Source organism: Chitinophaga sp. CF418 (assembly GCF_900142925.1).
Taxonomy (GTDB): Bacteria; Bacteroidota; Bacteroidia; order Chitinophagales; family Chitinophagaceae; genus Chitinophaga.
Genome location: NZ_FRCN01000006.1, coordinates 99085 through 119879 on the forward strand (window position 1 = coordinate 99085; position 20795 = coordinate 119879).

Consider the following 20795-nt stretch of genomic DNA (forward strand, 5'->3'; position numbering starts at 1 on the left):
CAGCAACGGTATTGATGAAGGCAGGAGTAAAGATGTGTATTGATAATCAATTAAATGTGATTTGAACGAATTTGAACGAACTTGTTTCCCTGCTGAACGGGGCCAGGCAGACCGGATATACTAATTTACCGGTGGATGCGCATCCGAAGTTCATTTTTCAATCACAAAACCTTCTAACCCGTTATGTATCGCCTTCTGTTTATCATCACCTTTTTTTCATTCAATGCCATGGCCCAGACTACTGTTCCATTTGATTCACCACGGTGGAAGATCACAGGACAGGAAGCTGTGAAGGAAGCACACCTGGGACAGCCCTCCCTTAAACTGAAATCGGGTAGCGCCTTACTGGCAGATGCCAATTTTAAGAATGGTATTATTGAATTTGATATTGCGTTATCCAAAGCCCGTTACTTTCCCGGTATTGATTTCCGTATACAGGACGATTCCAATTTTGAAGAATATTATCTGCGGCCCCACCAGTCGGGTAATCCTGATGCTATGCAGTATACACCGGTCTATAACCGTGATGGAGGCTTTCAATTGTATTACGGTACCGGTTACAACAATGCAGTAGTGCTGCCTTTTGACCGCTGGTTACACATCAAAATGGTGGTGAAGGAGAAGGAGGCTGAGATCTATTTCGATAATGGAGCGGAGCCGGTATTATATATTAATCCGTTGGACAGGATACCCACTGCGGGTATGATCTCGCTTGCCAATCCCTGGGACGCGGTGGCGTGGTACAGTAACTTCGTGTATACCTCCACAGATGCCGTTACAATTAAGAGTTCCCGGCAATTTCCCAAACTGCCTGAGGGTACGATCACCAGCTGGGACGTGAGTACCGTTTTCAGCGAAAAACAGGTGGACGGCCGTACGAAGCTCCAGGCGGCGGATACTGCATCGCTCCGTTGGAAAACGCTCTGGGCTGACCACAATGGTATTACGAATGTATCTGTGCTGTCGGCCGTAACAGAAGAGAAAAACACGGTGTTTGTCCGCAAAGTGATTGACGCAGGCTCGCCACGTATCCGGAAGCTAAACTTTGGATTTTCTGATAAGGCACGTGTATACCTGAACGGCCGGTTATTGTACGAAGGAAACGATGAATTTCTTACCCGCGACTACCGCTTCCTCGGTACAGTGGGGTACTGGGATGCGCTCTATCTACCCCTGGAGAAGGGGCGTAATGAACTGTTGATCGCCATATCCGAAGCTTTTGGCGGCTGGGGCATAAAGGCCCAGCTGACTGATTGATAGCATCAGTTACCCAGCGCTTTCCTGACAGCCGGTGCGATTTTCGTTTGAACAACGATAAGCATGTGTCATCTTATTGGTGGGGAATTTCTCCTCCAATAAGATGCGCCAGGGAGCGGGTAGTCCCCGACTGATACATTTAATGATCCCTGTTCGTCCCAACTTGCCTCAGGGTGCGCTTATACCTTGCAAATGCCGGGCCCATCATATACCCGAAATTTATCTGTACCCTAAACCCACTATAACGTTCCAGCCCTCCTATATAGGGGTCGTATTTGGAGGTCCATACATATTTAACTGAAAGGTCGTAGGTTAAGCGTTTGCCTGCCCTGGTAAACATGCCCACTCCAGCTTCGAGAGCCAGGCGTTTCTGTGAATAATCCTTAGCAGCAATATCGCCCATACTGCCTTTAATTTTTATGAGGGTTGTATTAACTGCACCAATTCCCAGCATTACGTAAGGCCGTGGTTCTGCGGCTAACAAATCCCTTAGGGAATTTCTCCGGCCATTTAAAAAGCCAAGTTCAGTTTCGTCCTGTTCCTTCGAAATTTCTTCATCCAATGCCCTGATCTTTCCCCATTGACTGGCTTTGTACCTTTTACTATAAATACCCCCCAATCCCCATTTGAAATAGGAGAAGTTGGATAGAATGAATCCTGTGCTTGCGCTGATATGAGAACCATTACTGCCAAGCATAGCCATGTAACGTTCGGTTTTGTTCATTTGTATTTCTGTGCCGACACGATGTCTGTCGGAAATGAAATTTTCAGAAGCGATACCGAAGTAAAATTTCTTTTCTGCAATGCTTATTCTTGTTTTTACATCTTCCGGTGTCTGGTAAGCGCCTGGGATGTAGGTGTTGCCTATCGTAACACTAATCACCTTGTTGCTTAAGTAGGTATCTAATAACCGGTCAGCCATTTCCCTGCGTACATGATTGTACATTTTATCATGTCGTTCTAACCTTTCTATTTCCCATTCGTAGTCATTTTCACTTTTCATTTTTCTCTTCTGAATATAATACATCGTATCAGCAGGTATTTCTCCGGTGTAAAGACTGTATTTACTGTTTTCTTTATTTACGCTGTGATAGGGAAAGACTACATCACCGTAATAGGTGTTAAACAATTGCATACCTGGCATCATTATCCATATGCCGGGAGACGAAGAAAAATATTCCGGCAAAAAGGATATGATAGGGAGCATCGCCACTCCTTTTGCTGCGGCATCCACATTCTTATTAATGGGCCTGATCCTTCTGATGTTGGTAAATTTGACGGTGTCAAAGCCAGGGGAATCCATTTTTACGGGAATCGGAACAGGAATGAATGGAGGCCGTTTTGGAAATATCAGGCATGAGTCTGTTATCCCCGTCAGTACGGATTCAATATAATAGGTATGCCGCCTGAAATCCGTCCTGGTAAGAGGTTGTTCCATTTTCAGCTTTCCGTCAGACCAGAACCATAACTTTATGAAGGCGCCAGTTTTTATGGTATCACTTTTCCCGGAGGCGTGGTTTTTTATTATAAATACCTTTTGAGTTGCAGGAGACTGACCATAAGTATAGAGAGCAGAAGCGCAATATAAAGTGACTTGTAGTGAGATCTTCATAAAATATTGTTCGTGCTCGCAAATCTATCGGTGAATCTGTCTGGTAAGGGAAAAAATAGATGAATCAGTCTAATGTCAGGGAGAATGAAAAGAGTCAGAATGTTTTGTTAAAATGCAGGTAGAAACCGGCATAATGCGAAAATATATGTTATAGTATTCTTTACGGGTAACCGCGTGTAAATAACAGCCTCCGGTGTGTCAGATTTATCCTGCAAATTTGCCGGTTTGTCGATTTATTATATATCAGATCAATGAAAATTTTACTTTTCCCTGATGAGAGTAAGATGGACCTCGATAATAGTGCACGTATTATTTCTAACAGCGTTTTTTTATGTCCCATTGTTCATAATGCCAGATTTTTCGGTAAGGGTCAAACCGGAAGAGTGGCGAACGACTATTATAGTAAATAATCTAATGGGGGTAATAATATTTTATATTAACTATTATTTCTTAATACCAAGATTTATATTTTCCGGTAATTATTCTAAATATACCATTTATCTTATTGCAATCTTCCTGGTATGTTTAGCCGGTCCGTATTGTATAAATGTCATCCTTGATTACCTCTATAGCCGGAATCCGTCCGCATCCTCTTTAAATTTTATAGTTGGTACAATACTGGTGTCTATGACGGGATCGGTGCTGGCCTTTGCCATGAGGTTTTCTGAAGATTGGAAAAGAATACGACAGGAAAAGAAAGACCTGGAAAATGAAATGAGAGCTACAGAATTATTGTATTTAAAAAAGCAGCTCAACCCTCATTTCTTTTTTAACACACTGAACGGCATTTATGCGATGATCATTAAAAAGTCGCCCTTAGCGCCAAAGGCAGTATTGCTATTGTCTAACCTCATGCGGTATGTACTATATGATTCTGATCATCCGATGGTCGAACTGGAGAACGAGGTGAAGTATGTGACGGATTATATAGAAATGCAAAGAATCAGGCTAAGCGACAATAACCATGTTTCACTCTCTGTAAAGGGAGATATGAAACAGATAAATATCCTTCCATTGGTTTTCATTCCTTTTGTTGAAAATGCTTTTAAATATGGTGTCTCATCGGAAGTGGAAAGTAATATTGTGATTGATATACATTACGTTGATAACTACATTTTGTTTTCCTGTATGAATGATGTCAATGAGAATAATATCTCTTCATTTCATTCCGGTATCGGTATCAGTAATTCTGTAAAGAGATTGGATATGACTTATCCCGGTAAGTATTCGTTAACTACTTATGCAGCAGGGGGTAAATATTATGTAGAATTGAATATTGATCTGTCATGTTAAGTTGTATAGCAATCGATGATGAGCCATTGGCACTGGATGTATTGAAAGAATATATACAGCTGATTCCAGATGTAACGTTGGTAAAGATTTTTACCAGCAAAGACAAGGCAAAAAATTACCTGTCAGAGTACCCGGTAGATTTCATCTTTCTTGATATCGAAATGCCGGGTCTTAATGGCGTGGACTTTTACAGATCACTTGTCAACAGGCCCCCTGTTATTTTTATTACTGCCTATAGCAATTATGCAGTAGAGGGATTTGAGCTTGAGGCTGTCGACTACTTGCTTAAACCAATTGATCCTGAACGCCTAAAGCAGTCTGTGAACAGGATCTTGTCCAGAAAGACCAATATACAGCCGGATGATCAGGCCTTTATTACTATCAGGTATAATTACCAGTTGAAAAATATACCCTTATCAAATATCCGCTATATTGAGGGGCTGAATGATTATGTCAAAATCTATATGCGACAGGAAACGCAACCGATACTGGCTTTAATGTCAATGAAAGAAATCGTACTAAAACTTCCCCAGCAGCAGTTCCTGAGAATACACCGTTCCTATATTATTCCTGTTTGTGATATTGTTTCTTACAATAGCAAGACTGTACAACTTCGTAACATTTCCCTTCCTATCGGAGATACTTATCGCAGGGATATAGCACAGGTGCTCAAAAAGCAATAATAGCTGATTCCCCATTATATTGTGCGGGTTTACCTGATTGTTTTAATTCGCGGCCGCAAAGTTCCGGCATCAGCTTTAGTCCCGAAAGACTGTTCCTCAAAATGCAGTACTTTCTACCAGGGAAACCAGGTATTTATACGCTTGTCATAATGTTTTATCTGATGGACCTTTACATCAGCATCACGGCAGCATTTGAACAACAATCACGAGCACTGACACGTTGACCCCGGAGCATCAGCAACATAGTAAATAGCGGAATCACAACAATTTAACAGTTAAGCATTACATGCCCCAACGAATCTCCATTGTCATGCGCCAAGCAACGCAACCGGCGTTGTCAGGAGCTGCTATTATCTATCAGTTTTGTAACCTCAAAAAATTTAACAAATGGACAAAGCAATTGCAACAGACAACCTCAACGAAGAGCAGATCAAACTGTATCTGGAAAACCGTAAGTTTTTATTGCTCTCGAAATTCCTGCCACAACAAACATCCAACATTACCTTCTGGGAACAGTTGATGTGTGTAGGGTTTAATCCCGATGTATCCCGATTGGAAGCCGTAGTGAAGATCAAACAACCTACTGGCTACAGCGGCGGATTGTGCAGTACAGGATCGCATGAATTTGTACGCTTCTTCGTAGACTATCATGATGGCGCCGGCTTTCAGGATGCCGGTCTGACCAGCTTTAAAGTGGCGGATATTCCCGATCCGAATCCTCATACCAAACATCCGCTTCATTACATGGTATATGTTTTCCTCAATGATGAAGCACATCGCCGGTTCACCGCCTGTGATACGGCCATTATACCTACTGTAAGAGCGGTATTGTCATGGAACAGCATTCCTTCTTTGAATCCCGCTGACATTCCACATTTTGGCAACGTGGTAGATGTTAATATTCAGCTCAAGAGGAAACGGATCATCTTCTGGGGAGATCTTATCAAGGAACTGAATATCAAAGAGAAACTGGACGTACTGCCACAGGTGGATGAAGCGTTTAAACTGCCTGTGATCGATAAGCCGCTACCGCCGGTAGAACAGTTCTACAAAATGTACAAAGGGGCGGGCGTGGAAGATCACCGTACTTTTTACAGCAGCATTATACCACAGTTGCCACAGGTGGCCCAGATACCTACTACGGAGCCTGTCTTCGACCTGGACATTGTCAGTAAGATAGGAGTGAACATTGCCGACATCACGAAGATAATCGCCAATCCCATATTTGAAAAGGACAATGCCAATATCGATTACGAGCAGCTGACCTGCGTAGGACTTAATACCGTTTCTGATACGCTGGGAGCAGTGATCAAACTGAAAAAGAGTACCGGTTTCAGTGGTAACCTGTGTACCGCGGGATCAAAGGAATATGTTGCTTTCTGGGCAGACTGGAACAACAACGGCACTTTTGATGAATACCTGGGTACTGCCAGCGTCAATGTGCATGACATCAGCAATGTCCCTAAAGATGGTTTGTATTATAACGTGGCATTGCCACTGGATCTCTCCAAACGGCTGAAAAGCTGTGATGTGCCTAATGTCATCAGGATACGCGGTGTATTGTCGTGGCAGACATTACCCTCTACAACAGATCCGAACGACCTGAACTTCTATGGCAACCGCGTAGATGTAAGGGTACAGATCAGGCCTGGCATACAGGACGGCGGCAAACTGGGTATCAACCTCTTTGATGTGAATGGTGTGGCATTGAGCAACATCGACCAGGTGGCGGCAGCTACAAGGGGGCTGGCCTACAGCAGTGCTGTTTTCCCGGGAGCAGCCTATCCTTTTGGTGGTTTGATCAAACTGAGTGGTATGTTCACTAACAGCGGTCCGTCCGGCACTACATTCTATAAGGTACAATTCCTCGATACCAGTGGTGGTACCTGGCAGGATGTGATGGATAAACAGAAGTTCCAGATCATTGAAAGCAGCGTGCTGACATTGCATGATCAGGATCCATCACTGACAGGCGGCTGGCTCACCTATCTGCCTGCGGTGCCTTCTAAAGCAGAGAAACTGTCCCTGCTGGCATTCTGGGATAGCGGTAGCAGGAACGGTCTTTATAAGATCAGGGTGTTATTCACCAAAGATCCGCTGCATGCGCCGGTCAATATCACCACCTCTGCCGAAACATACATTTACCTTGATAATACCGGTTACACGGTCAACGGTGCGCCTTCAACTACACTGGATCCTGCCAGTACGCTGGATGTGATCATTGCCGGTGGCGATTGTAAATTCTACAATAAGGGAGATGTGATCAGTGGTCAGCTGAAAGTGATCGACAAGTTCTTCAACAACTGGTACTTCGACCTGCAGCCCGCAGCGCATATCATCCCTCCGGGTACGCCGCTGAGCACTATTGTCAATCCTTCTTCCAGGTCATGCATAAGCCTGGCGGATAATGGAAATAATGGTCTTGCCTTCACCATTGATACAAAGTACCTGCAGTCCTGCGGATATACCATCCGTTTAAGTGCGACAGACAGGTCGCTGGTGGGGTATAAGATCACCTTCCTTGATGGCTCGTATATCTATAATCTTACCAGCCATTATGCGGAGAAATATCTTGGATTTGCTGTGTTGCCCTAGTAAAGATAGATGGATAGCGGAGCATGGGAATGGCGAAAGGCCGTTCTCATGCTTTTGCTGTTTCCTCAAAAACCGTAAAATGTCATTTTTAGATTCCCTCAATGTACTGACCTTTGCTCTGAGAATGGATCAAAGAGATGGCAGTAACAACGACCAGTACATCATCAATTATAAAAGCCGAAAGGGGGAGTCTCCGTTTCCGGCGTATCAAGAACAGCATTTTTTTGTCAGGGCTTTCGGTATTCGCACAGTTATATTTATTTCAGCCTGTATTACCGTTGTTATGTAAGGAGTTTAAGATCTCGCCGGCTGAAAGCAGCTGGGCGGTGTCTGCTTCGACAATGGGAATGGCAGTTGGGCTGTTTATCTTCTCCTTAAAAGCGGATGCCTTACCGCGAAAGCAGTTGATGGGGTTTGCCATGCTGGCATCTGCAGTATTGACATTGCTGTCGGTTTTCATTCATAATTTCCATTTGCTCATAGCGGTAAGTTTCGTCAAGGGTGCTATTCTGTCTGGCGTTACAGCTGTGGCCTTAGCGTACCTATCGGAAGAGGTAAGTCTCAATGCGTTGGGATTGGCCATTAGTCTTTATCTGAGCGGGAATGCGATTGGTGGAATGGCGGGCAGGATCGTAGTGATGTTAATAGCAGGCTGGGCGAACTGGCGATGGGCGGCAGCATTTGTAGGAGTCTCCAGCCTGATCTTAGGCTTGTTTTTCATGAAACGTTTACCTGCCTCTAAACATTTTATGCCATTGCCGGTCAATATTGGCCAGAAATGGCAGCAGATGGGTATCTTTTTCCGGCAACCGGTGATCGTCTTCATTTACCTGGCAGCATTCCTGTTGATGGGAGGGTTCGTGAGTATCTATAACTACACTGGCTTTCACCTGGAGGAGCCTCCTTTTTCCTTACCGCATTACGTGATTGCCTGTATTTTCCTGATGTATACGTTAGGGGTATCGGGCACGATGGTAGCCGGAAGGTTATCTGATAAAATTGCCCCGGCAAAGCTGATCCGCTTCTTCATTCCCGCAACAGCTGTGGGGCTACTATTGATGCTGATATCACAGCTGGTGGTCTTTATCGGCGGACTGGGAATTTTCACGTTCAGCTTTTTTGGTACGCATACACTGGCCAGCAGAATAGTATCGCAGGAAGCAAAGGAAGGGAAGAGCAGTGCAACTTCGCTTTACTGGCTGTTCTACTACGCAGGATCCGCCATTATTGGAACAGCTACAGGTGTTGTGCTGACGGGATGGGGATGGGCTACTTTTATCTTTTCCCTGTTACTGCTGGTAATAGCAGGATTTCTCCTGGTATTCAGGGCGGGAAGGGAATAGCGATCACTCACTTAATGTATAAATGCGAAGGTTCATTTTTTTATAGTAGTCTATAGTGGAAGCCCAGCTGGTCCCGCCTACGAGTCCGGGTATTTTCATTGCTGCTGTTATGGAGATATGAAAATAGTTATTTCTCTGAGACCTCCAGCAACTCTTTCAGGTATTGTCCCCATACAGCAGGAAGTGAATTCGTGCCATGGCCGACTGTTTTGTCGGTGATCGGGAGCAGGATATATCTTCCTTTCTTTACTTTTTTAATCTCTCTTTCCATCACTCCCAGTTCTGCAGGATTGATCTCATCATCAGCAGAGTTGACAGCAAAAACGGGTGCCTTGATCTTTGAGAGGTGAGGCGAAGGATTATAGTAACGGGAGGCTTCCAACGCATAGATCACATCATTAGCATCCAGGGAGGCCAGACTGGCTCTGCGCATTCTCACCACCAGCGAGTCTGCGTCTTCCCGGGTAGGGGCAGATAGTTGCAGCTGCAGCGGACTGCTGTTCATGAAAAAGAAAGAGGACAAAGCACCTGTCAATCCTAGGGTAGGTTGTGACTTGTATTCACCGTTCTGCCACGCGGGGTCCATTTTGATAAGGTCTATCGCCATTTTACGCATCATCCGGTTACGGCCGGCAATAGGGGCAGGCTGGCAGGCCAGGGGCATCATAGCGTCCATGAAATCGGGATAGGTGTATCCCCAGACCCAGGTATGCATGGCGCCCATGGAAGTGCCTAGTATGAGGCGGAGGTGGTCAACGCCGAGGTGTTTGGTAAGCAGTATATATTCAGCAGTCACCATGTCATTGTAGGTATATGCAGGGAAATGCATATGAAGACTGTCGCCCGGACGGCTGGATTTGCCGTGACCAATCGCATCAGGCAGTATGATAAAGTATTTGCTGGCATCCAGTGGCTGACCGGGGCCGAATAACTGACCGGCAAACTGTTTTCCCAGGAATCCCGCAGCAGAAGCGGTGGTGCCATGCATGATCAATACAGCATTCATGACCTTACCATCCTTGCCTTTACGCGGAGAGCCTATCGTATAGTAGTGCAGGTTCATCAGGGGGAGTTTTTCCCCGTTTTCGAAAGTGAAATTTTCAACCGTATAGGTGCCTTCTGCAGGTGTTGGATAAGAAGACTGTGCTCTTGTCTGGACAGACAGAAAAAGAGACAGCAGGAAGAATGAATACATTTTCAGCATGACAGTAAGCGTTTGTTTGCAACCAGGGCGAAAAAGTAGGCATAATCAGGCGCTTTTAATAACCGCTGGTCATTTTCTGTCCGGCAAAAAAAATCCCGGGCACCTTACGTACCCGGGACTATATGTAATTTCATGCTGCGCAAGTGCTTACTGCTGCTTGGTGGCCTCTTTTTTCTTCTTCTGATGATCTACGATCGCGCCAATACCAGCACCAGCACCCGCACCTACAACGGTACCGATAGCCGCACCTTTCAGACGGTCGTTTTTGTTCAGGATAGCACCTGTAACTGCACCTGTACCGGCACCTACAACAGCACCTTTAGCAGTGTGGCTCCAGCCTTTCTTCTTTTCAGTAGTAGTAGTGGTGGTAGTAGCAGCTGGTGCGCTGTTGTCTGCACTGCTACTGCTGCTGTGATGAACAGTGGCTGGTGCATTCTTTCCATGGATATTTTTAACGGTCTCCATTGAATCGATGGTGCGCTGTTTTACTTCGTTAACAGCATTAACAGAGTCTACCGCTGCCTGTTTTGCAGCTTCAATAGCCTCTTCCTGAGATGGTTTGTTATTACAGGCGAATAGCGTGACGATTGTTGCTAAGCTCAAAAATAACTGTTTCATGGCCTGATTTTTTGGTTTATCAATTTATACAGTACTATAGACAAAACTATGCCATTTTTGTGAATTCTTACCAATTTAATTGTAAATTAAAAAGATGTAGATGGTGTTTTTTTAGTATTTATTTATTTTCAGCTAATTACCTCCTTAAACGGTCCTTTCTATCCGGAGTATCGTCTTTAGCAGTATTGACATAACCATTAAACCCAAACAACAATGAAAAATGCTATTGCATGCCTCCTGATGGCGACCCTTATTTCATGTAGTAAAAAAGACAGTGAACTGATCCAAAAAGACGTCGAAAGCGCCAGTGCATTGGCTATCACTAACTACTATGTTAACGGAACTTCCGGTAATGATGCCAACGCCGGTACTTCCGAGAGCACAGCCCTCAAAACTATTCAGAAGGCCCTGGACAAGACAACCGAAGGGGCCGGAGCTACTATTTACGTAGCGGGCGGTACTTATAAAGAGCGGCTTAGCTGGCCTCATTCCGGCGCGTCTGCTACTGAGCCTATCACGCTGACGAACTATTCCGGCGCTACCGTCATTATTGATGGCGTAGGCGCTACGAACGACGACAGAACTGCGCTGATCCATGTAGTCAGTAAAAGCCATATACGGATCAATAATATCCGTATTGCCAATAATATCAGGCCCGGTGCTTTCGGCATCCATGTCGAAGGTACAGGCACAGATGTGCAGATAACTTCCTGCCGGATCTATAATGTTGGCTGGACAACAGATTCCACTGCCGTGCCGAACTCCGGGAATAATGCGAATCCGTTGATATTGGTTGGTTCAACACCCACAGCCTATACAGAGATATATTTTGGCAGCAACCAGGTATATGCATGTAACACTGGTTATAGTGAAGGCATGACCATCGGAGGAAACGTCAGTAACTTCCTGATTGAGAATAACATTGTACACCATATCAAGAATATAGGAATAGATATGACCGGGCATTACAGCTGGACAGGTGCGCCTGACAGTGTAAACTTTGCAAGGAATGGCAATGTAAAAGGTAACCTTGTGTATAACTGTATTTCACCAGTGGCTACCAGCGGCGGCATTTATGTTGATGGCGGGCGTTGGATCAACATTGAAGGGAATACATCTTTCAATAACGGTGCTGGTATTACTGTCGGTTGCGAGAATGCCAATAATACTGCTGAAGGGATCAATATACGCAGCAATTTTATCTACAATAATATAGACGCGGGATTATTGATAGGTTCGAACGCATCTGGTAGTAAAGTGACTTATTCTACTATCAGTAATAACACGCTTTTTAAAAATTATACAAAAGGCGGTTGGGGAGGTGAGATCAGTCTCCAGAACACTGATCATGTGACATTCTCCAATAACATTATACAATCCGCCAGCGATATCGTAGTTATCAAATTGCTGGGATATACTACTACCAATCTGGCAATGGATTATGACAGATATTATACTAATTCAGGAAGCGCTTCCACGTTCGATTGGGGAACTGATGGATTCTATACCACGCTGGCTGGTTTTCAGGCAGGTACAGGGCTGGATGCGCATTCGACTTACGGCAATCTGTCTTTTGTGAATAATACCGCGGCAGCGCTTAACCTGCATCTGGCCAGTGGCTCGGCTTGTATTAATGCAGGAGATCCTGCTTTTGTGCCGGCATCAGGAGAGCTGGATATAGATAAGCAGTCAAGGAAACAGAATAGCAGGGTGGATATCGGGGCTGATGAAACGGCATTGTAATGAAAGCTTCAATGCGTACAGGAAATAAGCAGTAATGAATTAAAACAGCTTTCCGAAAAGAAGAAGTCCTGAAAACCGTTATATACAACAGTCTTCAGGACTTCTTCTTTTATTTCTTCTGATGATTTTTTACATCTTTACCCCACCTTCAATCACACCTTTCAGTGCCTTTGACACCAGCTTCTCGCCATCAAAAAATGAAACGGTAGCCTCGTTTTTTATAATGAACTGTGAACCTTTCCAGTAAGCCACGTAGCCTTTGAAGCCGTCCAGTTTCAATACCTCGCCGGTAGCATTGCTTTGTACCTGGATATAAGCCAGTGAAATTGTTTCCTCCTTGCCAAGGTTTACATAAAATGTATAATGGTAATCAGCATCTTTCTGATATCCGATTTCGGTAAAAGTTGCTTTGGCAACTTTTGCATCTGCAGCATTTCCAAAAATGAATGAAAACGTGGAAGCAGCAATAAAAAATAATAAGTAGAGTACTTTTTTGTTCATAGGCCTCGGCTTTTGTTGACAGAATTTTCATTAACTCAACGACAATTTAACAAATTTTTAAATATGAGCATGGATTTTATTGCTTATGGGGATAAAAAATCTTTTTTCACGGAGATGCTCATACGTCGAATAAATTTTTTTTAACTGATTATCAATGCGTCTGAAAAAAACCAAAAAAAGATCTTCCTGATAGGATTTTCGTATAGCCTATACATACTTATTGTTTTAAACAGCAGAAAGCAAATTAGTTATGAGCCGTTATGCCTTATGTTTTTTTCTCATTTATGAATAGTCGCGTCACAACGCTAGGAAGAAATACTTTTAAATTTTTTTTAACGCTTGTACGCTTATCGGGTAATAAATGTTGTCATATAGTCAAACGAATAATTTAATTGATAATGCGCATTTGTCTTTTTGATTATCCACTACAATTCATATAGCATTTATAAAGGTTATAACAGATGAACAGAATTTTGATGTTTCTCGTGGCGTGTTTGATATCGATGCCAATGTTTGCTCAAACAAGTTTCTATATCAGAGGACAACTTGGGAAACTACCAGCTCCGGCAATAGTTTATTTAGGCTATTCAGTAGATGGTGACGTTGTATATGATTCAGCATACATAGAGAATGGATTTTTTAAGATCATGCAGTACGTACCTTACCCGGTAAACGCACTGCTGATGGTAAGCAGGAACGGAGAACCACTGAATTTTTTCAGCAGCAAAAACGTTGCGCATTTGTATGTGGAACCTGGCGCCAACATCTGGCTGACTTCCGACGAAGACATCTCAAACTTCGAAGCGACCGGATCTAAAACACAGGACGAATATGTAGTGTATCAGACGCATATGGCGGAGATCAATGCCAAGATTGAGGCACTGACAGAGGAATCGTCCAACACCATGTTCTCTGACGTTAGTACACAGGGACTTGCTGCGAAAAGGAACTACATGGAGCGTTTCCGCGCTGCAATGGAAGAGCGGAAAGTAAAAATGAAGGAGTTTGTTCAGCAGAATCCTGAAATGTACATCAGCATTGATGTGCTGGAGGAATATGCAGGCGCCTTTGTAGACTACGCGGACGTGGAACCACTTTATAAAGTATTAAGTGACAGGACCAAAAAGACTATACGGGGAAAGGCATTTCAGAAGAAATTGCTTGAGTCCAAACTGGCGGCTGTAGGTACGGACGCTCCCGATTTTACACAGAAAGATCTGGATGGTAATAAAGTGACACTCTCTTCCTTCAAGGGAAAGCTTGTACTGCTGAACTTCTGGGGTAGCTGGAACTCCGCTTCCAGGATCGAGAACCAGGAACTGAAACAGATCGTGAAGGGCTATGATAATAAGAAAATTGTGGTGATAAACGTAGGTCTCGAAGCCCGCAGAGAACAATGGAGCAAGGCGCTTAGTGAAGATAGGCTTATCGGCTATAATGTTTCGGATCTGAAGTTCATGAAGAATGAGGTAGCGTTGTTGTACAAAATTTCTGCTGTGCCTCAGAACGTATTGATAGACGAGGCGGGAAAGATCATAGGCAGGAACGTGAAAGGGAATCAACTGGAAGAGAAGCTGACCAGCTTAATCGGAAAAAAGTGATCGACAATATATCATAACACATCTGAACGGGACCGCTGCTTTCAATTTTGCAACAATAAAAAAGGATGCTGTCTCAGAGCATCCTTCAGCAGTGGTTCCGTTCAGATCCTTCCACTATGTAACAGGTGTGTTAGTTAGATGAATTTCCGATGTAATGCGTCTGCCGTTGCTTTGGCAACATACATACCCACCGTTATTGGTTCCTCTTTTATCAGCGTTGTCTGTAACCGGTTATTACTGTCTAACTCCTGCATACAAGAAGACACACTCACTATATTATTCTCGTGGCACTTTGCGCAATAGTACAGCGTGACCTTCATAACAGGTTTCCTCTCTACATACACCGGTGCCAGTTTCTTCACAAACACAAGCTGTGGCAGGAACCGGTATTGATGATCTTCTCCTTCCATTTCTTTCAGCAGATAGAAGTTTTCCATTTCCGTTTCCAGGAGATGGGAGTGCTGATGCGTATAAAATTGTCTGCAATCTTCGCAGAAGTAATCTTTGGAAGCGGTGATCCATTTAACCGAGAGCATAAAACCTGCCAGTTCTGCGATATACAGTAGGTATTGAAACCCTCCGCCAAAAGGAAAGCGGCCCATGTCTATCTCGTCTCCCCGGGCATTAATGATCTTTAAAGTAGTCAGAGGATTTAAAAGACCTCCCCAGAAAGAATATCCATAATGCCAGCGCAGGTTGAAAAAGGCCCATTGGGATGACCATGTCAGGTAACAGAGCAGCACCAGGATCACAGTATTGAGCTTTATGTGCCTGCTTTGGCTCTCGTAAATGATGATTGAAAATGCGCAGATGCAGGCAAACATTGCCAGACCCAGTACAATGAAATTCAGGTGTGTGATCGGATTGATCCGGCAGAGAATATAATACAGCCAGCCAATAAAGACCGCGAAGAGTACACCAACCAGGGTAAAAATGGCCAGCCTTTTAGGGTCGAAACGGCCCGAAGCCTTATAATAGGTGCCAGGAGGGTGCATAGGATAGGGTAATTAATCGATAAATAATAGGTACGTAATATAAGGAGGATAACTATAGTTTTTTGTATTTTTAGCTGGATAACATTTTACGCAGCTAAAGGGAACAGCGGGTTTACGCATGCAGCAAGACACCGATAACGACCTGTTATTAAGGATGAAAAAAGGCGATGAAAGCGCCTTCAGGGAATTATATGACCGGCATAGCAGGCAGGTGGCCGCTTTTGTGTTTCACCTGACCCATTCGGCTGTAGATGCGGAAGACATCCTGCAGGAAACCTTTATGAAGCTATGGGCGAACCGGGAGCAATTGCCGGCTATCGTCAATCCCGCCAATTATATTTTTATCATCGCCAGGAATAAAACCCTGGATCATCTCCGGAAGATCGCGCAGCAACAAAAGCTGGTGGACCATGTATGGGCCAATATCTCCAGCGTGGCAGACGCCCTCGATCTGCAACTGGACGCCCGGGAAAGCCAGCAGCTGATCAACGCCGCCCTTTCCAGGCTAACGGAACAGCAGCGCACTATTTTCCGCCTGAGCCGGCAGGAAGGGCTGGACCACGCCACTATTGCCAGCCAGTTACAATTGTCTAAAAGCCGGGTTAAAAACGTACAGGTGGAAACATTACGGTTTCTCCGTCAATTCCTGTCCCGGCATTCGGAATTATTGCTTTTCCTCTTCGTACTGATCACCCCCTGAATTTTTTTTTTAGATATCCACGGTCCTTTTTTCCATTACATCCGTCTTTATAGTATATGCCTGATCATCAACAAAGAATTGCTTATCTCTTAGAACGTTATGTGAATAAATCATGTAGCCGGGAAGAGCTGGATGAACTTTTTGCAGCCATTGGGAAAGGAGATGATCCGGAAACGCTCGAACGTTTCCTGGAGGAGAGCTGGCATGCAGACCTGGCAGCACCGGATATCGATTATGAGCAGGCATATCAGCAGATCAGGCCAGTACGGCAACCACGCCGGGCCCTGATCACCCTGAAACGGGTCGCTGTGGCTGCCGCATTCGTACTGGTGGCGGGAGCTGCCTACTGGATCATGGCACGGCGGCAGGTTGGATCACGATCCGGGTTGGCGGAACAGGCAAGTCCGGCAGTGATCGCTCCCGGTGGCAATAAGGCCGTACTGACCCTGGCAGATGGCTCGGTGGTGACGCTGGACAGTACAGGTAAACAGGTGATCAGGCAGGGAGGCATCGCTATTCAACAACAGAACGGACAGTTATCATATGGCAACCAGCCAACAGACGGCAGTGTACACTACAACAAGCTGACCACCCCAAGAGGAGGACAATTCAGAGTGGTATTGCCCGATGGTACCAGGGTCTGGCTCAACTCAGCCTCCATGTTACGTTATCCTACGGCATTTACCGGGAAGGATAGGGTGGTGGAACTGGATGGACAGGGATACTTTGAAGTGGCAGCCAATGCCCGGCAGCCGTTCAAGGTAAAAGTACATAGTATGGAGGTCCAGGTACTGGGTACCGACTTCGATATTATGGCCTACAGGGACGAGACCTCTATTAATACCACCCTCCTCACAGGCAGCATCCAGGTGAAGGAAGGCAGCAATGAACAACTATTACGCCCCGGCCAACAGGCGGTAATGAACAATGAAGACCATCAGCTTACGGTCAGAACGGCAGACATCAGAAAAGTAACCGCGTGGAAGAACGGATTGTTTGTATTCAATAACATGGCCTTGCCCGCTATTCTAAGGGAAGTGGCTCGCTGGTACGATGTGGATATTGTCTACACGACCAGCCCCGGAACGGAATTGTATGGAGGCGGTATTGGAAGGAACCTGCAACTGGCCGATATACTGGCTTTGCTGGAAGGAAACGGCTATGATCATTTCAGGGTCGAAGGAAGAAAGGTAATCGTATTACCATAGTAAATATCAACCAGGAGGACAATCAAATAAACCGGAGATGCTCGCAACACCTCCGGCAAGTTATCTGGTGTCCTCAATAAATCGCTGTAAGACCATTTAAGTACCACCAAACACTGCAAAAGTATGCATTTCGACTGTTATGTACAGGCCCGCTCTATGCGCGGGCTATCAACCAAAATTTGCCTGGTTATGAAACTGACCACGTTCCTGTTGCTGGTGACCATCCTGCATGTGAGTGCTGCCGGGTATTCCCAGAAGGTAACTTTAAACGCGAAGGATATGCCCTTACGGGATGTATTCGCCGAAATCATCACCCAGACCGGTGTCTCGATCATTTATTCGGAAAAGGTGCTTTCCAATACCGTTCCCGTTACCTTCCATGTGAAAGACGCTTCTGTACAGGAAGTGCTGGACCTCTGCCTTCACAACCAGCAGATAGTATATGCACTTGAAGGAAAGAATTTTGTCATTAAAAAGCTGGCCCCTCCGGCTCCGGCAGCCGATTCGTTAATTACCGTCACGGGGAAGGTCAGCGCACCTAATAATGTGCCGTTACCTGGTGCTACCATATTGGTGAAAGGCTCAAAGAAAGGTACGCAGACCGACAGCCAGGGACGTTTTGTATTACGCGATCTGCGTCCGGGAGATGTCCTGGTGATCAGCAATATCGGCTTCGCTACCAAAGAAGTACCCGCTGCTACGCAGATCAATCTGCAGCTGGAAGAAGACACCCGCAATTTTAATGAAGTCGTGGTGGTAGGGTATAGCGACAAAAAGAAAAGTGAGCTGACCAGCGCGGTGAGTGTCGTATCATCTGAGAAACTGAAAGACGTAACCACCAATGACGTGGGCAGCATGTTGCAGGGAAAGGTCGCTGGTCTGCAGGTGGTGAATAGTTCAGGTGTGCCCGGTACAGCGGCTGAACTCCGCCTGAGAGGTGTATCTTCCGTGAATGCTTCACAAAGCCCCCTGTTTGTTGTAGACGGTATTATTGGCGGTAATTATGACCCCAATGATGTTGAAAGCATTACAGTATTAAAAGATGCAGGCGCCACCGCTATGTACGGCTCACAAGCCAATGCCGGGGTAATCATTGTAACGACGAAAAAGGCTAAACTGGGCAAGACCCGCTTTGAGGCAAAGGTCACCACGGGCTTTCGTAAACCGGACTTTGGGAAAATGAAGATGCTGACTGGCAGTGAGTTGTACGACCGCCATAAAGAATTCTACCGGGATTATATTCCGGGTACTGATAATAATTCCTATAAGATCGATATCCTTAAATTTTATAGCGAAAGACCTCAAACCCTGCGTGGTCAGAATTACAGCTGGCTGAATACCATGTTCGAAACAGCCCCTATGCAGAATATCTATTTAGCAGCCAGCGGAAGTACGGAGAAGAGTGAATATTATACAGGTCTTTCCTACTATAATGAAAAGGGTACTTTTATGAATACCGGGTTTCAGCGCATCAACCTACGCGGAAATTCCACCTATCATTTCTCTAAACATGTGAGTGTCACCAATAATATTAATATCAGCGGATCTACCGGTAAAAGTTATAACTACGACGATGTATACTATGCTTACCTGAACATGCCGTGGGACAATCCCTACGATGCTAACGGACAGCCGGTATATGTGGATGGTAACGCTACTTTTAAATGGTGGTCCAGGGATAAGGTCAATCCCATACATACCATCAGAAACTCCAACCATCCTTACAAGAATTTTGACGTCAACTATGACCTGGGACTGAACGTAAACATCACTGACTGGCTATCTTTCTCCAGCAGTAACAGGGCCGCTGTCAGTTATAATAAGGGAACCGACTATTATTCATCTGTAGTGGCAGGGCAATATAACGGCGCCGGTTACCTGAATGAGCTGAGCACTTTATCATACGGCATCATTTCCAATGACTTGTTGAAGTTCAATTTCCGTAAAGGTGATCATACCATCAGTGGGCTGGCGGGTGTCGCGATAGAGAACAGTAAAACTGAAATACTGGGAGCCTCCGGTAAAGGGCTGCCTGAAGGACTGAAGGTGCTGAACGTAGTGTCTAACAACCAGCTGGTGACGGGATCCAATGATCAGGCTATTATACAGTCTTTTATCTCACAACTCAGCTATGGTTACAGAGATAAATATTTTCTGACAGGATCATACCGTGTGGATGGTTCTACGGCATTCCCTTCCAACCGCCGTTACGGTTCTTTTCCGGCTGTATCTGCCGCCTGGCAGATCAGCAATGAGGATTTCCTGGTGGGCAATAAATTGTTCAGCAACCTGAAACTGAGGGCCAGTTATGGGGTAACCGGTACGCAGGACATAGGTTCTTCCCGTTACCTGGGCCTTTATTCACTGAGTAGCCAATACAATGGCGGTACTGCAGCCACGCCTTCACAATTGCCAAGCGCCAACCTGACCTGGGAAAGCAAAAAGCAGCTGAACCTGGGCCTGGACGTAGGCCTGTTCAACAGGATCAATTTAACGGTAGATGCCTATAACAACGTAACAGACAATCTGCTGTTACAAGTGCCGCAGCCGCTATCAGTGGGTTTTGAACAGCGCTGGGAGAATGTGGGAAAGGTGATTAATAATGGGATAGAATTCACCATCAGCTCTATCAATATCAAGACAAAGGACTTTGAATGGACGACAGACCTGAACCTGAATTATAACACAAATAAACTAAAAGAACTGCCCAGTGATATCACCCGTACACAGCCTACCTGGAGCATTTCACAGATATACCGCAACGACGGTAACCTGTATGAGTTTTACATGCCTAAATGGCTGGGGGTAAATAAAGAAACAGGAGCGCCGCAATGGGAGGTCATTAACCGCGATGCCAGTGGTAAAGAGATCTCACGCACGGCTACTTCCGATTACGCCAGTGCAACCTACCAGGAAGTGGGTTCTGCTTTGCCGAAACTGCAGGGCGGTATTACCTCACAATGGACATACAAAAATCTCTCTCTGAGTGTGAATGCCTATTACCTGACAGGCAATAAAGTTTTCAGCAACAGCCTGCGCTTTGTGATGAATGATGGTAATGAGCCTTATTACAACCAGATCAAACTGCCTTCCGGTTATAAGATCTGGACGCATCCGGGAGATGATGCGACAGAGCCTAGTCCGCAGAACGCTGCCAATTCTACAGAAACTTCCACCCGTTACCTGAAAGACGGCGACTTCCTGGCAATCCGTAATATCTCGTTGTCTTACAAGCTGCCTAAACTATGGATAAGCCGCTGGCATATGGATGGCGTAACGCTTTCCCTGACGGCAGACAATGTATATACCTTCACGAAGTTTCTCGGACAGGACCCGGCTACAACTATTACCGCTGGCAGTTATGTAATGCCTGGCGTATCGGATTTTAAATACCCGAACAACCGCCAGTATCTGTTTAACATCAATATCAGGTTCTAGTAAA

15 protein-coding genes are annotated in these 20795 nt (G+C 45.1%); 10 read left to right on the top strand and 5 right to left on the bottom strand.

Translation table 11 applies throughout. The annotated features are described in order from the left end of the window. Positions 1-183: 183 nt before the first annotated feature. Complete coding sequence (locus F3I09_RS14610) at positions 184-1257, top strand: hypothetical protein (protein ID WP_149695775.1); 1074 nt, start codon at positions 184-186, stop codon at positions 1255-1257. Between the two features lie 139 nt (positions 1258-1396). On the opposite strand, the gene F3I09_RS14615 is transcribed toward F3I09_RS14610, so the two are convergent. Further along, positions 1397-2869, bottom strand: a complete 1473-nt coding sequence (locus tag F3I09_RS14615) for a hypothetical protein (protein ID WP_149695776.1) — start codon at positions 2867-2869, stop codon at positions 1397-1399. 627 nt (positions 2870-3496) lie between these two features. Here F3I09_RS14615 and F3I09_RS14620 point away from each other — a divergent pair. From F3I09_RS14620 to F3I09_RS14635, 4 genes are all read left to right on the top strand, one after another. Then, positions 3497-4162, top strand: coding sequence for a sensor histidine kinase (locus F3I09_RS14620; protein WP_188133813.1), 666 nt, complete (start codon positions 3497-3499; stop codon positions 4160-4162). Next, on the top strand, positions 4156-4845 hold the full coding sequence (locus F3I09_RS14625; protein ID WP_149695778.1) for a LytTR family DNA-binding domain-containing protein: 690 nt from the start codon (positions 4156-4158) through the stop codon (positions 4843-4845). Before F3I09_RS14620 ends, F3I09_RS14625 begins: the two co-directional genes overlap by 7 nt. A 387-nt stretch (positions 4846-5232) precedes the next feature. Next, the gene (locus F3I09_RS14630; protein WP_149695779.1) at positions 5233-7440 is read left to right on the top strand and encodes a hypothetical protein; all 2208 of its coding nucleotides are present in this window, start codon (positions 5233-5235) and stop codon (positions 7438-7440) included. Between the two features lie 137 nt (positions 7441-7577). Then, positions 7578-8783 (top strand): MFS transporter, encoded by a 1206-nt coding sequence (locus F3I09_RS14635; RefSeq protein WP_149695780.1) that lies wholly within the window; start codon positions 7578-7580, stop codon positions 8781-8783. Between the two features lie 127 nt (positions 8784-8910). Here F3I09_RS14635 and F3I09_RS14640 read toward each other — a convergent pair whose 3' ends face one another. Continuing rightward, a complete protein-coding gene (locus F3I09_RS14640) occupies positions 8911-9987 on the bottom strand; it encodes an alpha/beta fold hydrolase (RefSeq protein WP_149695781.1) in 1077 nt (358 codons plus the stop codon). A 147-nt stretch (positions 9988-10134) separates the two neighbouring features. Beyond that, positions 10135-10605, bottom strand: a complete 471-nt coding sequence (locus F3I09_RS14645) for a YMGG-like glycine zipper-containing protein (protein WP_149695782.1) — start codon at positions 10603-10605, stop codon at positions 10135-10137. 213 nt (positions 10606-10818) lie between these two features. Between F3I09_RS14645 and F3I09_RS14650 the strand changes: the two genes are divergently transcribed. Further along, entirely contained in the window at positions 10819-12348 is a 1530-nt protein-coding gene (locus F3I09_RS14650) for a right-handed parallel beta-helix repeat-containing protein (RefSeq protein ID WP_149695783.1), read from the top strand. Between the two features lie 129 nt (positions 12349-12477). Here F3I09_RS14650 and F3I09_RS14655 read toward each other — a convergent pair whose 3' ends face one another. Continuing rightward, on the bottom strand, positions 12478-12849 hold the full coding sequence (locus tag F3I09_RS14655) for a hypothetical protein (RefSeq protein WP_149695784.1): 372 nt from the start codon (positions 12847-12849) through the stop codon (positions 12478-12480). A 509-nt stretch (positions 12850-13358) separates the two neighbouring features. On the opposite strand from F3I09_RS14655, the gene F3I09_RS14660 reads away from it, so the two are divergent. Beyond that, entirely contained in the window at positions 13359-14450 is a 1092-nt protein-coding gene (locus F3I09_RS14660) for a TlpA disulfide reductase family protein (RefSeq protein ID WP_223233246.1), read from the top strand. Positions 14451-14584: 134 nt separating this feature from the next. On the opposite strand, the gene F3I09_RS14665 is transcribed toward F3I09_RS14660, so the two are convergent. Then, the gene (locus F3I09_RS14665) at positions 14585-15445 is read right to left on the bottom strand and encodes a hypothetical protein (protein ID WP_149695786.1); all 861 of its coding nucleotides are present in this window, start codon (positions 15443-15445) and stop codon (positions 14585-14587) included. A 118-nt stretch (positions 15446-15563) separates the two neighbouring features. On the opposite strand from F3I09_RS14665, the gene F3I09_RS14670 reads away from it, so the two are divergent. The 3 genes from F3I09_RS14670 (at position 15564) to F3I09_RS14680 (ending at position 20791) form a co-directional block, all read left to right on the top strand. Further along, positions 15564-16145 carry an RNA polymerase sigma factor gene (locus F3I09_RS14670; RefSeq protein ID WP_149695787.1) on the top strand — a complete coding sequence of 194 codons (582 nt, stop codon included), beginning with the start codon at positions 15564-15566 and terminating at the stop codon, positions 16143-16145. Positions 16146-16201: 56 nt separating this feature from the next. Continuing rightward, entirely contained in the window at positions 16202-17353 is a 1152-nt protein-coding gene (locus F3I09_RS14675; RefSeq protein WP_149695788.1) for a FecR family protein, read from the top strand. Between the two features lie 189 nt (positions 17354-17542). Beyond that, positions 17543-20791, top strand: coding sequence for a SusC/RagA family TonB-linked outer membrane protein (locus F3I09_RS14680; RefSeq protein ID WP_149695789.1), 3249 nt, complete (start codon positions 17543-17545; stop codon positions 20789-20791). Positions 20792-20795 lie beyond the last annotated feature (4 nt).